We start from the raw sequence: 13592 nt of genomic DNA, 5'->3' as shown, positions 1-13592 counted from the left end.
AATGGAAAAAATGCGTTTAAATAAATTTATCTCGCACAACACAGGCTATTCACGCCGTGAAGCCGACGAGCTAATCAAAAACGGCAAAGTTAGCATAAACGGGCGAGTTGTTAGTGAGTTTGTCGAAGTCAGCGGCGAAGAAAAAATCCGTATAAACGGGCGAATAATCAAGAAAAAAACCGAATTTAGCGTGATTGTCTATCACAAACCAAAGGGCGAGTTAGTCACCAAAAAAGACGACCGCGGTCGCAAGACGATTTATGACAGCTTGCCAAACGGATTTTCTAAATTTGTTAGCATTGGACGGCTAGACTTTGCCAGTGAAGGGCTTTTGCTTCTCACTGACGCCCCCGCTATCGCCACGGCTCTGATGAAAAGCGACATCGAGCGCGAATACTACCTAAAAGTCAAAGGCGAAGTAACTGACGAAGTCGTAACGGCGATAAAAGAGGGCTTTTACGCGGACGACGCCACCAAGGGCGCTCACGCCAAAAGCAAAATCAAATCAATGGAATTTAAGCCATTTTTGGCGTATCGCATAATGCCAAGTTCTGGCGGATACACCAAAATCAAAGCTATCATAAACGAAGGACAAAACAGGGAGTTAAGGCGGTTTTTTGGGTATTTTGACCTAGAAGTTGTAGATCTCAAACGCACGGCATTTGGGCGAGTTACGCTAGGGACTTTGAAGCCGGGCAAATGGAGATATTTGGATAGTAGCGAATACGACGATCTGCGCGATTTTTTGAAACAAGAAAATATTCGTTATTGAAAATTCCCCATACTTGAACGGATTAAATTAAAAAATTTCACGCTTCCTGCGGTCACGGACAACCTAGTCCGCTCCCTTGAAAGCCTGAAATTTTTTAAATTACTACGCCTATTCTGTCTTGAATATTTTTTGCGTAAAAATACAAGCAAATTCATTTTTAATACAAATTCTGTTAAAATTTTCTGTTTGAATTTTTAACAAAGGCGACAAAATGGCAATTCCACATTTTAGAGAAATGATGTTTCCGATATTACAATTTATGAACGATGGTGGAGAATATCATAAAAAAGAGTTAGAACAGCATATTGCTATACATTTTAAGTTAGATGATAGTGATAAAAATGAAATTTATGAGAAAACAAAAGTTTTTATATACAAAGACAGAGTGCATTGGGCTTTGTCATATATGGTTGCTTTGGGAAAAAATAAAAGTGATGAAATTAGAAAATTAAATTTACTTAACAGAATTGGTCGTGGAAAGTATCAAATAAATAAATTGGGTGCCGAATTGTCAAAAAATGAAGCAGAATTTATAAAATGGTGCAATAAAGTTTATGGTAAAAAATTTATGTCAAATTTACAAAAATCAGATGAAAATTCGCAAAATACGCCTGACGAAAATTTAAATTTAAATTTGGATGAAATTAACGAAAAAGTAAAATCTGAGCTTTTGGATAGAATTTTACAAAACGAGCCGAGATTTTTTGAAAATTTAGCACTTAGATTGCTCGAAAAAATCGGCTATGGCGTGAGTATGGGCGAACTTACACAAAATGGCGCTGACGGCGGGATTGACGGCATTGTAAATGAAGACATTTTGGGATTTTCAAAAATTTATATCCAAGCAAAACGCTTTGATAAAGGTGTCGTCGGTCGCCCTGAAATCCAAAAATTTGTCGGTGTTTTGGCAACAAAACCTACTAAAAAAGGACTTTTTATCACAACTTCAAAATTCTCTAACGAAGCGGTCGAATTTGCTTCAAATTTGCAGGGTTATTCGGTAGTTTTAATCGACGGCGACAGGCTTTTGGACTTAATGCTAAAATATAAACTAGGTGTCCAAGTAAAAGAAATCAAAGAAATTTTTGCCGTAGATAATGATTTTTTCGATGACGAAAATTATTAAAATTGGGGCTTAAAAATGTCCAAAAAAATAGAAAAAACTAACGCTTGTCGCATACTTGATGGGCTTAAAATTCAGTATGAAATTTTAGAATATGAAGTTGATGAAAACAACCTTGACGCCGTGCATGTGGCAAATTCGTGCAAAAAGCCTATCGAGCAGGTCTATAAAACGATAGTTTGCGAGTGCGGAAATGAATATATCACGGCGTGTTTGCAAGGCGATTTAAGCCTTGATTTAAAGGCGTTAGCTAGAATTGCAAAAGTCAAACGCGCAGAACTAATGAGCTTAAAAGAATTAACAAAAATCACAGGCTATGTTAGGGGCGGTTGCTCGCCACTTGGCATGAAAAAGCACTTTCGCACATTTATCGACTCACGCGCGCTAACACAAACGCAAATTTGCGTTAGCGCAGGTGTTAGGGGCAAACAAATTTGGCTAACTCCAAACGATTTAGCGACTGCGACAAAAGCTGAATTTGGCGAATTTGCCGTGAAATTAGAAGGCTAAATTTCAGCGCTCGAATTTACCCTAAAAATAAAAGCTAAATTTTGCTACGAGCGCATTTCGTTTAGCAAAGCCGTAATCCTTGGCTCTTCGCTTGCTTTGATTTCGCTAGTGGCGAAGGGTGCTAGATTTCGCGCGATTTCTATCATCATATTTATGCTTAAAATCACATTTGCGTTTTGGTTCGTGTCTATGCGAGTAAAGAGCGTGTCGTTCGAAACCGCGATAAATACGGAGTTGCTCACAGCGTGCATTTGCACTGGGGAGTTTAGGCTAATGCTGATGAGTTCAAGCGTGGTTAGGATTTTGCCGTCTTTTAAAACCTCACTGTCAAAATTCTCACCAGCGTAAATGTCGAAAATATCGGACTTGGCGATATTTGCCTTTTGGAGTTTGAGGTGCGGGGTTTGGAGCATAAACTCACCCTTGCCAATCGCCGAAAAATCGCTAGCAAAGGCGAGCGGATAGTCAAATTTCGCTATAAATCCAGTGTAAATTTTGCCGTCATTTATGCGCCCCCACTCGAATTTATCAAGTCCGAGCAAACTTTTTTTTCGTTTGTTAGTGCGTGTTAGCGCAGCGTCGCCAAATTTTGCCTCGATTTCACCCACTTTGCCTACTAGTGAGCGTTTGCAAACGCATGTGTTAGCGTCTTTTTTGATCGGAAGCGAGCTTAAATCCTCTAAAAAAAATGCGCCAAATGGCTTAAAAGTAAGCCCAGTTTCCTTGGCGATCCAGAGCAAAATTTCATTATCAAACGCCTTGTCGAGCAGGGCCGAGAAGTGCTGTTTTTGGTTTTTGTCAAAATACGAGTGCGCCAAAATCCCGCAAATCCCAATCAAACAGCCCAAAATGATTTTAAATTTTAGCGAATATCCGCCACTTAAAATCAAAAACGCCAGCGCACAAACCACGCAAACGACGATAATTAGCCGTTTTTTCGCGCTCGCTTCACTTTCTAAAATCGTCTTTTTTTTCAGCTCAAACGATACTATACTCATATTTTCTCCACAAATGCTTTTTGATTATTTTTCAAAATTTTAGCCAAAATTTTAAATTTTTCCAACTCCTTTTTTAGCGTGACGGCTGGGGAGTTTTCGCCAAGGAGCGGGTATGAAATATTTGGCTCGAAGCTGTTTTTACCAAGCGCGATATATAGCCAAATTTTACCTCCCTCACACGCTAGGCTAAGTGGAGCTTTGAAATAATCCCTAAGTGCGATTAGCTGCTCCATAAATTTGGGCGTTAGTATGTAGTGCGCGCTGATAGGATCTTTTGAATATGTGCGGAAATACTGCTCAAACTCAGCGTTATCCATACTAACGCGTTTTAGGTGCGAGTTAGCTCTGGCGTTAGTGTCGATGACATGGAGCGTGGAGGCGAAATTTTGGTTAAATTCGGCTATGAGCGTTATGCCGTAAAACAGGGTTGTTAGTTTGGGCGTTTGTTTTTGGTTAGTGTGTGTTTGTGTTTGTTTGGCGAGGTAAATATCGCAAAACTGCACTCTCACGCCCTCGATTTCGCCAGTGAAAAAATCATCGCCCCTATACACGCTAAAACCGCTTTCGTAAAACCCGGGCGCGTTAAATTCGCCGAATTCGAAAAATCTCTTGCGCTCGTAGCTTAAATTTTCATCTTTGGCGATTAGGCTTAGGATTTCGTCCTTAAAGCGTGCGTTAAAGGGCGTTATAAGCCTAGCGTGTGAAATGCTAAAAAACATAAGCGAGGCAAAAACGCAAATTATGCTAGAAATGAGCAAATCAGGCACAAATCGTAGCAAAACGGGGAGCAGGACGAAAATCAGAGCAAAGGAAGCGACTTTTAAAATGCGTAAATTTTTGGCGATTTTTGCGCGCTTTTTTTCTAAAAATTCCAAATTTTGAATAATTTCTTCGTTTTTAAATTTTAAAATTTTTTCCATTATTTTAGCATTTCTGATAAATTTGGTGCCTGTTTTTCGCTCTCATCGGCGGCGAAAAATTCGCTTTTTTTGAAGTGAAAAAAGCTAGCGATGAGGTTTGTGGGAAACATTTCGCATGCGTTGTTATACACCATAACTGCGCCGTTGTAAGCGCGTCTGGCTGCGCTGATTTGCTCTTCGACTTCGCTTAGCGTGGCTTGGAGATGAAGGACATTTTCGTTGGCTTTTAGCTCTGGGTAGTTTTCCACGGCGATTTTTAGCGAGCCAAGAGTGCGCGAGAGTTCGGCGTTTAGGGCGAATTTTTGCGCGTCGTTTGTGGCGCTCATCGCTTCGCTTCGCAAAGCTGTGATTTTGCTCAATACTTCGCGCTCGTGCGTTAGGTAGGCTTTGACAGAGGCGAGTAAATTTGGGATCAAATCGTAGCGTTTTTTAAGCTGTGTATCGACGCTAGAAGCGATATTTGCGACCTGATTTCGCTTGGCAATCAAAGAGTTATAAATCCCAATAATACTAAAAATCAAAACCAAGGTTATGATTAAAAAAATAGTAAAACCGCCCATATTTTCCCTTTGAAAATGAAATTTTGCTATTTTAGCATAAATTATATATAAAATTTTGTGCTTTTTAAATTTTATATAAGTAAAATTTGGATAAACTCCATTTTTCCTACAATGTGTCAAGGTAGCTCAGCTGGTTAGAGCGCTGGTCTCATAAGCCGGAGGTCGAGAGTTCAAGTCTCTCTCTTGACACCATTTTTTTATACGATTTTAAATTACACCGATTTTAGCTCAGCGTCAATTCTTTTAGCGTTTGGATATGCGCTTTTGGGGGCAGTCCATACATGCGCGCGTATTCTCTGCTAAACTGGCTCGTGCTCTCATAGCCCACATCAAATGCCACTTGCGAGACCGAAGTCGTGGTATTTAGTAGCATAAATTTCGCCTCTTCTAGCCTAATTCGCTTTTGAAATTCTAGCGGCGAAAGGGCGGTAAATTTTTTGAAATTGTGGTAAAAAGACGAAACGCTAATGCCGATTTTTTCAGCCAAATCGCTCATATTTATCGCTTCGTTAAAATGCGCTGAAATCTCGCTGATAGCGTGTGCGATTTGGTTTTGCATGGTGCCGTTTAGGATAAATTTGTATAAGAAATTCGCAGCCCCCTCATCGCCACTCATCAGCGAATACAAAACCTCTTTTATAGATAGATTTACCAAATACTCGCTGTGCGCGCCGCCTCGTTCTAGCAAATGCACCAGCCTAGCGATAGAATCAGCCAAATCGAAGCTGATTTTGCTCACATACAGGCTTTCTTTTAGCTTTTTTTTCGACGGGGTGAAATTTATGTTTTTGATCGCCTCTGCCAAATCATCGACTTTAAATTCGACAATAATTGACAAAAGTGGGCATTGCGTAACCCTGCCCGAAATCGGTATGTGAGTAGGGGTGAGCATGAATTGGTCTTTGTTATAAAAATACTCTTTGCCATTAAATTTCACTAGCTTGTTTCCGCGTAGAGCGATACAGATACTAGGCTTGTAAATTCCGCTGCGAAACTCGGTAATTTCGTCCGCGCGGTAAAATTTAATCTGCTCGATTTGTGTATCTATAATGCCGTAATTTGGATAATTTTTATCAATAAAATTTGCAATTTCATCTAAAATTTTGTTTTTATCCCTCATTTTTACCCCTTTTGAAATTTTGATTTATTTTAGCAAAGAATTTTAAATTTTGCAGAATTAGGCAATAAATTTGTAAAATTTGTCTATAAGAATTTTGTAAATTCGGTTATAATGTGCGAAATTTTTTAAAGGAGAATTATGGAAAATTTCAGTTTTAAAAACCCTGTGCAGGTCGAATTTGGCAAGGGTAAAGAGAAAAATATCGGCGAGTATATGGCGAAATACAGCGCGAAAAAGGCGCTTGTCGTCTATGGAAGCGATAGAGTGAAAAAATCTGGGCTTTTCGATACAGCCGTAAATTCGCTCAAAGCTCACGGCATAGAATACGCCGAGCTTGGCGGGGTCAAAAGCAATCCAGTGCTTAGCAAAGTCCATGAGGGCGTGAAAATCGCGAAAGATTTCGGCGCAGATAGCGTGCTAGCAATCGGTGGCGGAAGCGTGCTAGATAGCTGTAAGGCAATCGCAGCAGGAGCGTGCTATGAGGGCGATGTGTGGGACTTTTTCTTCGCAAAAGAGGTTCAAAAAGCACTTATGATTTTTGACATTATCACGCTTGCCGCGACTGGTTCTGAGATGAATAGAGGCGGCGTAGTTACAAACGAAGCGACAAAGCAAAAATTTGGCATAGATGGTCCAGCTTTGTTCCCAAAAGTCTCAATCATCAACCCAGAGCTTCAAGCTACCGTAACGCCTGAGTATTTGGTGTATTCGGCTAGCGATATCATCGCACACTCAATCGAGGGCTATTTCACAGCCACAAAACACCCTGAAATCATCGATATGTATATCGAAGCAAACATCAAAACCGTTATGAAAACAACCGAAATTTTGCTTAAAAACCCTGATGATTACGAGGCTAGGGGCGATTTCGCGTGGGCTGCGACAATGGCGCTAAATGGGCTAACTTATGTGGGCGTGAGTGGTTATAGCTACCCAAATCACATGTTAGAACATGCAATGAGCGCGGTGGTCGATTGTGCGCACGGAGCAGGGCTAAGCGTGATAATGCCAGCGTGGATGAAATGGTATAAGAAAAATAATGAAGCCAAATTTGCGCGCTTTGCCAAAGAAATTTTTGGGCTTGATAGCGCAGAGGCTGGAATTGACGCACTTAAAGCGTGGTTTGATAAAATCGGCACCCCAACGACGCTTGGCGGGGTAAAAATTGGTGAAGCTAATGTGGGCGAAGTCATGGAAATCATCGTGCGAGACGCGCCAAAATGGGGCTTACCACAATACGACGCAAAAGCTGTGAAAGAGATTTTTGATCTAGCAAAATAGTCTGAAATTTGGCGGAATTTTAAAATTTCGCCAAATTTTAATTTAATATCCCTGTGATTTTAGCCACTCACAGGCACTTTGTTCGCCGTTTTTACACTTGCTTCTGAAATGTTCGACTGATGCCAAACTTCTTTGATAAACACTGCAAGCATTATCGGCATGCTCTTTGTCGCAACATAGTTTTAGATATTTTAGTGCTTTTGCTGAATTTTTCTGTGTGCAATTGCCTCTTATGTAAATACCCGCTAACCTCAGGCAAGCGCCATAAAAAAAGGTTTCATCCGAATTACATATTTTTTCATAGTATTTTATGGCTTTTGCGCCAACTTCAAAATTTTTGGTTTTTTCGCAACTATTTTCTAAATTTGTCGCCAACTCAAAGCATTTATCTAAATTCCCAGCCTCGCACTCTTTTTCGAGCCCTGAAATTTGTGTGTTAGCAAACGCGCTAACACACAAACCAAACAAAAAACGAAATTTTTCATAAATTCGTTAGTCTTTGTTAGCGCGTGATTTACGCCATTATTACGCCATTTCCTTCGCATACTTCGCCGATAACATATCCGTCAGTGTTAGCTAACACAAAATCAGCGTTAGCCTTCGGTGCGACTAACACCAAACCTACGCCGTTATTAAATGTGCGCTCCATTTCGGCTGCTTCGACCTTTTTGGCTAAAATTTTAAAAATCTCAGGCGTTTTGATTGCATTTTTCTCGATTTTTGCGCCAAGCCCAGCAGGGAATACACGAGGCAGATTTTCTACCAAACCACCACCCGTGATATGCGCGCAGGCGTGAATTTTATCTTTTAGTGCCAAAAACTCTTTTACATAAATTCTAGTCGGTTCTAAAAGCGTGTCTATTAGGGTTTTTTCGCCGATTTTCTCGTCAAATTTCAGCCCTAGCTCAGAAACTACTCTGCGTGCTAGCGAAAAGCCGTTTGAGTGCAGTCCGCTACTAGGAAGTGCAATCAAAACATCGCCACGCTCTACAAATTTCGTGCGATCTATCTCGTCTTGCTCGGCTATTCCTACGGCAAAACCAGCTAAATCGAAATCTTTGCCCTCATACATCGACGGCATTTCGGCTGTCTCACCGCCGATTAGCGCACACTGCGCCATTTTGCAGCCTTCGGCTATACCTGCTACTACGCGTTTTGCGCTTGCAATTTCAAGTTTTGCCGTAGCGTAATAATCTAGGAAAAATAGCGGTGTAGCGAAGTTGCAGATGAGGTCATTTACGCACATTGCGACTAGATCGATACCCACGCCGTCAAGCTTGTCTGTGTCGATTGCTAGGCGAAGTTTGGTGCCTACGCCATCTGTCGCGCCCAAAATCGCTGGTTTTTTATACCCGCTTGGTAGCGCGAACGCACCGCTAAATGAGCCAATTCCGCCAATCACGCCTGGGGTCATTGTGGATTTGACTAGGGGTTTTATACTTTGCACAAACTCATTTCCTGCGTCGATATCGACACCTGCTTCTTTGTAGCTAATCACGGTTTTTCCTTTTTTTGGATTTATTAGAAAATTAAATTATTTTAGCTAAAATTGCATAAAAACGCTATAAAGGGGTGTGAAATGGCATATAAAAATGGTTATGTAATCACAGGCTCGATAGGATCTGGCAAATCTAGCGTTAGTAAAATTTTGCGTGATTTGGGCTATCAAATCATCGACGCAGACGAAATCTCGCACCAGCTACTGGACAAATCCCGGATAGATATTTCAAAAATTTTTGGCAACGAATACATCATAAAAGACGGCAAATCCGTGCGAATTTGCAGGAAAAAGCTAGGCGATTTGGTCTTTAACGACAAGGCAGAACTTGCCAAGCTAGAAGCAATCTTGCACCCAAAAATCAAAGATGAAATTCTAAGACAATCTGAAATTTTAGAACACCTAAATAAGCCATTTTTCGCCGATATTCCGCTGTATTTCGAGCGCCAAAAATACGATGAATTCGACAAAATCGTAGTCGTATATGCCCCACACGACTTGCTTATAGAGCGCATTATGGAGCGAAACGCACTAACGCGTGAGCAAGCCGAGCTTCGCGTTAGTTTGCAAGCAGATATCGAATTTAAGCGTGCAAACGCAAATTTTGTTATAGAAAATGTTAGCGATAAAATAACACTTGAAAAAAATGTGAAAAAATTTTTAAAGGAGATAAATTGAATTTTTCAAAGTATAACGCATGCGGAAATGATTTTGTAGTAGTCGAGTTTTCACAAAGTGCCGAGCGTGGCAGTTTAGCTAGGGTGCTTTGCAACCGCGCAGAGGGTATCGGAGCCAACGGATTTATTTCGCTAAGCAACCAAACAACCCCTGGAAGCAACGACAATAATATTATTGTGGAGTTTTACAACCCAGACGGCACTAGAAGCCCGATAAGCGCAAACGCCGCAATGGTCGTGTGTATGTATGCTTACGAGCGATTTTTATCTGGCAAAAATGTGAAATTCAAAAACGACGCCAATGTAATAAACGGCGAAATTCGCGGATTTGACACAGGCAGAAGCGTGAGTTTTGGCACAAAAAAACGAGATTCAAATTTTGGTCAAATTTATGGCATGGGCTCAAACCGCGCAATCACAGCAAATGTCGAGGTCGAGTTTGATAATGTCAATCGCCTTGGCGAGGGATTTATGAGCAATGGCCACATGTGGTATTTATACGAGGTCGGTATGCCAAATGTCGTAACCTTTGTCAAAGATTTGAGCGCATACAACCACACCCTAGCTACCGAGTTTAGCGAGAAATTTAATGCCAATGTAAGTTATGCTGAGATGAGTAATACAGGGGTTAGAGTGCGCACATATGCACACGGCGCGAAAAAAGAGGTGCTATCATGCGGAACTGGCATAGCTAGCGCATATATCGCAGGCAGAGCGCACTATAATCTGAGCGAAAACGCAAATATGGCGTGCGTGAGTGGCGAAAAAATCGGCGTAAAAATGCGTGGCGAGACTGCGTGCATATCAGGCGATGTCAGACACCTTTTCGACGGCGATTTTATCGCATAAAGGGCTAGCGTGAAAATCAAAAATATCGATCACTTTGTGATTTTAAGCGCAAATTTAGAGGCGACGCTGAAATTTTACGGCGAAATTTTAGGCCTTGAAATCGTGCAAAACGGCGCCAAAATGGCTGTGAAATTCGGAGATTCTAAAATCAATATCCACCAAAAACTAGCCGAATTTCTACCCGTAGCGAAAAATCAAACCTACGGCTCGGCTGATTTTTGCCTAATCGCGCAAGGTGATATCGATGAAATCGCGCGCGAAATCACCTCTCGTGGCGCTAAAATCGAGCTAGGACCTGTGGAGCGAACCGGCGCGCTTGGCAAGATGAAAAGCGTGTATCTATACGATCCAGACGGAAATTTGGTCGAAATTTCTGTTTATTAAATTTGATTTGGCGTGAATTTTGCGAAATTTGCGCCAAATTTGCCTTAAAATTTCAAAATTTCAAAATTTCATAAATTTATCAAGGATTAAAATGAAAAAATTTCTTAAATTTGGCTTTGCAGTTTGCGTGGCTATGGGGCTTGCGGGCTGTGGCGGCGATAACGAGTGCGCGGTTTTTATCATGAACGAAAACGGACTAAACGAACCACCATATATAAAAGAAGGTAGTGGAGCGGGCGTGTATGCGTGCAAAAGCGCCATGAGGATACGCACTATGGATATTTTGCGCCAAAGATCTTTTAAAGATAGTGGCAGAGGGAGTGCTAGTATGTTTAGCGTGTATGCTAGCATAGAAAAAGAGGAGCTAAGAATCCGGGCGAAGCGGGGCGAGATATTTTCTGATATCAACAAAATCACTAATGGCGTGCAAATCACGCCGGAGATAAAAGCTAAATTTGAGCAGGCAGATAAGGCGTTTGCGCTGCTAGAAAGCAAATCTAGCGAGAGTGAGTTTCACGATAATTTCGTGGAAGCCTTAGGGAAACTAGGCGAGTGCGATAAAGAAATAAGGCGTCAAAAAAAGGCAGATGAGGCCAAAACAGGGGCTAAATAGCGGAATTTGGCGCGAAGCGAAGTAATCTAGGGAAATTTTATTTCGCTTCTAAGTGTCATTGCGAGGGATTTTGCGCCAGCAAAATTCCGTGGCAATCTACAAAGCCTAAATTACCAGCCGCAAAAATGGCAAAATTTGAAATTCTAAAATTCTATAAATTCTAAAATTTCATGAAAATTAAAATTCTGCTATTTGTCATACTATTTATTTTAGCTTTGTAGATTGCTTCGTCGCTACCGCTCCTCGCAATGACAATAGCGAGCAATTTTGCATAATCTGTCATTGCGAGCGAGTGAAACGAGCGTGGCAATCTACAAAGCATAAATTATCAACCGCAAAAATGGCAGAATTTTGAAATTACAAAAACCCATGAAATTCAAAAATTTTGCCATTTGCCTTATCATTAATTTTGACTTTGTAGATTGCTTCGTCGCAAAAAAGCGTCTTGACGCTTTTTTATCCTCCTCACAATGACATTTAAATGCAAAATTTTGCATTTAAAATAAAAAGTAAAATTTCGGCGCAGTATTCAAAATTTGCGTAAGCGAAATTTCAAAATAAAATTTAAAAGTTGTATAATCACGGACTTTATTTTAAGGATTAAAAATGAAAAAATTTTTGATTTTGTGCTTTGTTTTTATTGTAATGCAAGCTTCGCAAATAGGTGATGCGAAAAATGATTTTGTGTCAGCGATTAACCATTTTTACAAGTATTTTTTAGAAAACGGACAATTCGATGAGATGGCGCAAAATATGACAAAAATCGTGTTGCCGATTAAGGTAGATGGCGTAGTTTGCGTTGATTTTGATGTAAAAAACAAAAGCGAACTTGAAATAAAAATGAATAAAACTGATGAAAAATGTAGGGATTTTGCACGAAATAGCGGCAAAGTTATCGATATTAAGGGCGCACAAACTAAGGGTAAAATTATTACTCGATAATCACAACCCAAGTGCGAATTGCGGGAAGGGCGTAACTTCGCACTTTATCCCCTCGATTTCAAGCGCGCCTGTATTTGCCATGGAGATCACGGCAAGGCGCGTGATTTTGAGCCGTTTTAGCTCCAAAATCAGCTTTTTAAATCTCAAAAACACAATCTCACTCGCGCTAAATGGCACGACCAAAACCCCTAAATTTCGGCTCGGCAGGTAAAAATCCAAATCCTTGGTATAATAAATGGGTGCGCCCAAATTTGCCAGCTCGCAATACACGGCGTTTAAAAATTTTTTCACAAAATCCTTTTTGAAGCCGAGAATTTCTTTGAGATTGAAATTCGAAAAAAACATCTTTTTCGCCGCTTTTTCATCGCCAAATTTTGGGATAAAATTTATAAAATTTTCATCGTCAAATTTCGCTATGGCGGCATAGACGCTGTCCTTTGAAATGCGGATTTTTTCTTTTAAATTTGTATAAATTTTATTTGCGCTAAATGACGCTGCGACGAAAGCCGCGCACTCTTTTAAAATTTTAATCTCATTTGCGCTTAGAGCCGATTTTAGCGCGTTTTGCTCGGAATTTATGCTCCCTGCTGAGTGCAAAAGCGAGCCACCCACACTCCCGCCTTGCGAGAAAAATGCCGAAATAATGGCGTTTATCTCGCTGTGTCGTTTATCGAAAGCGATAAATTCCTCAAAACAAAGTGGCGTAATTTTTAGCTTTGCAAAATTTGCTAGCTCAAAGCTACTTTTGCGCGTGGAGATGATAATGCTTTGCAAATTTTGCGAGGCACCAGAGTTTAGCAAATTTTGCAAATGCGAAATTTCACACGGCAAAATTTCATCTAAATTATCCAAAAAAAGCGCGATAATCTGCGAATTTTGCTCTAAAAATTTAAAAATTTTATCAAATTCATCGCTTAGATTTAAAAATTCATAGCGCAAATCCGCGAAATTTATATACAAAAATTCGCCTTTTTTGAAATTTGAAATATAATCAAACAAAATCAAACTTTTCCCAGCCCCAAGTGCGCCATAAAGTATAGTTTTGGGCGTATCAATGGAGGTTTTTCTGGCTATAAATTTCGCCTCTTCTGGCGGATTGTCATAAAAATATTCTAAATTTTGCATAAAATGCATTTTAAAATTTTCCTTATTAAAAGGAAATAAATTCACCAAAAATTTACAAAATTTTAAAATTTAAAAAATTTTGATCTAAATTTTAGAATATTTCCTTATAAAAAGGAAAAAATTCTATAAAATTTAGTGAATTTCTTGACAAAATTTTGCCTTTTTCATATAATCCCAGTCTTTTGTTTTTAAGGCAAAAGGTCACGCGTTGTGACAAGTT

General features: G+C 40.0%; 16 protein-coding genes and 1 tRNA gene. 10 read left to right on the top strand and 7 right to left on the bottom strand.

Translation table 11 applies throughout. The features are described from left to right. Window position 1 precedes the first annotated feature (1 nt). From OFN98_RS05920 to ybaK, 3 genes are all read left to right on the top strand, one after another. On the top strand, window positions 2–772 hold the full coding sequence (locus OFN98_RS05920; protein WP_270874374.1) for a pseudouridine synthase: 771 nt from the start codon (window positions 2–4) through the stop codon (window positions 770–772). A gap of 211 nt (window positions 773–983) precedes the next feature. Beyond that, window positions 984–1898 carry a restriction endonuclease gene (locus tag OFN98_RS05915; RefSeq protein WP_270874373.1) on the top strand — a complete coding sequence of 305 codons (915 nt, stop codon included), beginning with the start codon at window positions 984–986 and terminating at the stop codon, window positions 1896–1898. Window positions 1899–1913: 15 nt separating this feature from the next. After that, window positions 1914–2405, top strand: a complete 492-nt coding sequence (gene ybaK / locus OFN98_RS05910; protein ID WP_270874372.1) for a Cys-tRNA(Pro) deacylase — start codon at window positions 1914–1916, stop codon at window positions 2403–2405. 44 nt (window positions 2406–2449) lie between these two features. Here the strand turns inward: ybaK and OFN98_RS05905 are convergent, their stop codons facing one another. The 3 genes from OFN98_RS05905 to OFN98_RS05895 are packed head-to-tail and all read right to left on the bottom strand — an operon-like array spanning window position 2450 to window position 4883. Then, complete coding sequence (locus OFN98_RS05905) at window positions 2450–3403, bottom strand: hypothetical protein (RefSeq protein WP_270874371.1); 954 nt, start codon at window positions 3401–3403, stop codon at window positions 2450–2452. After that, window positions 3400–4323 carry a DUF3137 domain-containing protein gene (locus OFN98_RS05900; protein WP_270874370.1) on the bottom strand — a complete coding sequence of 308 codons (924 nt, stop codon included), beginning with the start codon at window positions 4321–4323 and terminating at the stop codon, window positions 3400–3402. The genes OFN98_RS05905 and OFN98_RS05900 overlap by 4 nt, the downstream gene beginning before the upstream one ends. Next, a complete protein-coding gene (locus OFN98_RS05895) occupies window positions 4323–4883 on the bottom strand; it encodes a LemA family protein (RefSeq protein ID WP_270871349.1) in 561 nt (186 codons plus the stop codon). Before OFN98_RS05895 ends, OFN98_RS05900 begins: the two co-directional genes overlap by 1 nt. Window positions 4884–4998: 115 nt before the next feature. Here OFN98_RS05895 and OFN98_RS05890 point away from each other — a divergent pair. Continuing rightward, window positions 4999–5075 (top strand) — tRNA-Met (locus OFN98_RS05890). A 31-nt stretch (window positions 5076–5106) separates the two neighbouring features. On the opposite strand, the gene OFN98_RS05885 is transcribed toward OFN98_RS05890, so the two are convergent. Then, the gene (locus OFN98_RS05885) at window positions 5107–6003 is read right to left on the bottom strand and encodes an AraC family transcriptional regulator (RefSeq protein ID WP_270874369.1); all 897 of its coding nucleotides are present in this window, start codon (window positions 6001–6003) and stop codon (window positions 5107–5109) included. Between the two features lie 138 nt (window positions 6004–6141). Between OFN98_RS05885 and OFN98_RS05880 the strand changes: the two genes are divergently transcribed. Continuing rightward, window positions 6142–7284 (top strand): iron-containing alcohol dehydrogenase, encoded by a 1143-nt coding sequence (locus OFN98_RS05880; RefSeq protein ID WP_270874368.1) that lies wholly within the window; start codon window positions 6142–6144, stop codon window positions 7282–7284. Window positions 7285–7326: 42 nt separating this feature from the next. Here the strand turns inward: OFN98_RS05880 and OFN98_RS05875 are convergent, their stop codons facing one another. After that, window positions 7327–7752, bottom strand: a complete 426-nt coding sequence (locus OFN98_RS05875; protein WP_270874367.1) for a hypothetical protein — start codon at window positions 7750–7752, stop codon at window positions 7327–7329. A gap of 46 nt (window positions 7753–7798) precedes the next feature. Next, complete coding sequence (gene purM, locus OFN98_RS05870) at window positions 7799–8782, bottom strand: phosphoribosylformylglycinamidine cyclo-ligase (RefSeq protein ID WP_270874366.1); 984 nt, start codon at window positions 8780–8782, stop codon at window positions 7799–7801. 81 nt (window positions 8783–8863) lie between these two features. On the opposite strand from purM, the gene coaE reads away from it, so the two are divergent. The 5 genes from coaE (at window position 8864) to OFN98_RS05845 (ending at window position 12247) form a co-directional block, all read left to right on the top strand. Beyond that, on the top strand, window positions 8864–9460 hold the full coding sequence (coaE, locus tag OFN98_RS05865; RefSeq protein ID WP_270874365.1) for a dephospho-CoA kinase: 597 nt from the start codon (window positions 8864–8866) through the stop codon (window positions 9458–9460). Beyond that, window positions 9457–10308, top strand: coding sequence for a diaminopimelate epimerase (locus tag OFN98_RS05860; protein ID WP_270874364.1), 852 nt, complete (start codon window positions 9457–9459; stop codon window positions 10306–10308). Before coaE ends, OFN98_RS05860 begins: the two co-directional genes overlap by 4 nt. A 9-nt stretch (window positions 10309–10317) precedes the next feature. Continuing rightward, a complete protein-coding gene (locus OFN98_RS05855) occupies window positions 10318–10692 on the top strand; it encodes a VOC family protein (protein WP_270874363.1) in 375 nt (124 codons plus the stop codon). Window positions 10693–10783: 91 nt separating this feature from the next. Beyond that, the gene (locus tag OFN98_RS05850) at window positions 10784–11305 is read left to right on the top strand and encodes a hypothetical protein (protein WP_270874362.1); all 522 of its coding nucleotides are present in this window, start codon (window positions 10784–10786) and stop codon (window positions 11303–11305) included. Between the two features lie 606 nt (window positions 11306–11911). Next, on the top strand, window positions 11912–12247 hold the full coding sequence (locus OFN98_RS05845) for a hypothetical protein (RefSeq protein WP_270864699.1): 336 nt from the start codon (window positions 11912–11914) through the stop codon (window positions 12245–12247). Here the strand turns inward: OFN98_RS05845 and OFN98_RS05840 are convergent, their stop codons facing one another. After that, window positions 12248–13372: an AAA family ATPase gene (locus OFN98_RS05840; RefSeq protein WP_270874361.1), complete on the bottom strand. Its 1125-nt coding sequence runs from the start codon at window positions 13370–13372 to the stop codon at window positions 12248–12250. Between the last annotated feature and the right edge of the window lie 220 nt (window positions 13373–13592).

Origin of the sequence: Campylobacter sp. JMF_15 NE4 (assembly GCF_027737645.1) — a bacterium.
GTDB lineage: Bacteria > Campylobacterota > Campylobacteria > Campylobacterales > Campylobacteraceae > Campylobacter_B.
The sequence above is the reverse complement of the archived record's forward strand: the minus strand, read 5'-3'. Positions and strand labels throughout refer to the sequence as shown.

Bases quoted from the DNA above. Each gene is read 5' to 3' on its own strand.
- OFN98_RS05885 (WP_270874369.1), bottom strand. From the start codon at position 6,003: ATGAGGGATAAAAACAAAATTTTAGATGAAATTGCAAATTTTATTGAT.
- OFN98_RS05905 (WP_270874371.1), bottom strand. From the start codon at position 3,403: ATGAGTATAGTATCGTTTGAGCTGAAAAAAAAGACGATTTTAGAAAGT.
- OFN98_RS05915 (WP_270874373.1), top strand. From the start codon at position 984: ATGGCAATTCCACATTTTAGAGAAATGATGTTTCCGATATTACAATTT.
- coaE (WP_270874365.1), top strand. From the start codon at position 8,864: ATGGCATATAAAAATGGTTATGTAATCACAGGCTCGATAGGATCTGGC.
- ybaK (WP_270874372.1), top strand. From the start codon at position 1,914: ATGTCCAAAAAAATAGAAAAAACTAACGCTTGTCGCATACTTGATGGG.
- OFN98_RS05840 (WP_270874361.1), bottom strand. From the start codon at position 13,372: ATGCAAAATTTAGAATATTTTTATGACAATCCGCCAGAAGAGGCGAAA.
- OFN98_RS05850 (WP_270874362.1), top strand. From the start codon at position 10,784: ATGAAAAAATTTCTTAAATTTGGCTTTGCAGTTTGCGTGGCTATGGGG.
- OFN98_RS05845 (WP_270864699.1), top strand. From the start codon at position 11,912: ATGAAAAAATTTTTGATTTTGTGCTTTGTTTTTATTGTAATGCAAGCT.
- OFN98_RS05895 (WP_270871349.1), bottom strand. From the start codon at position 4,883: ATGGGCGGTTTTACTATTTTTTTAATCATAACCTTGGTTTTGATTTTT.
- OFN98_RS05880 (WP_270874368.1), top strand. From the start codon at position 6,142: ATGGAAAATTTCAGTTTTAAAAACCCTGTGCAGGTCGAATTTGGCAAG.
- OFN98_RS05900 (WP_270874370.1), bottom strand. From the start codon at position 4,323: ATGGAAAAAATTTTAAAATTTAAAAACGAAGAAATTATTCAAAATTTG.
- OFN98_RS05920 (WP_270874374.1), top strand. From the start codon at position 2: ATGGAAAAAATGCGTTTAAATAAATTTATCTCGCACAACACAGGCTAT.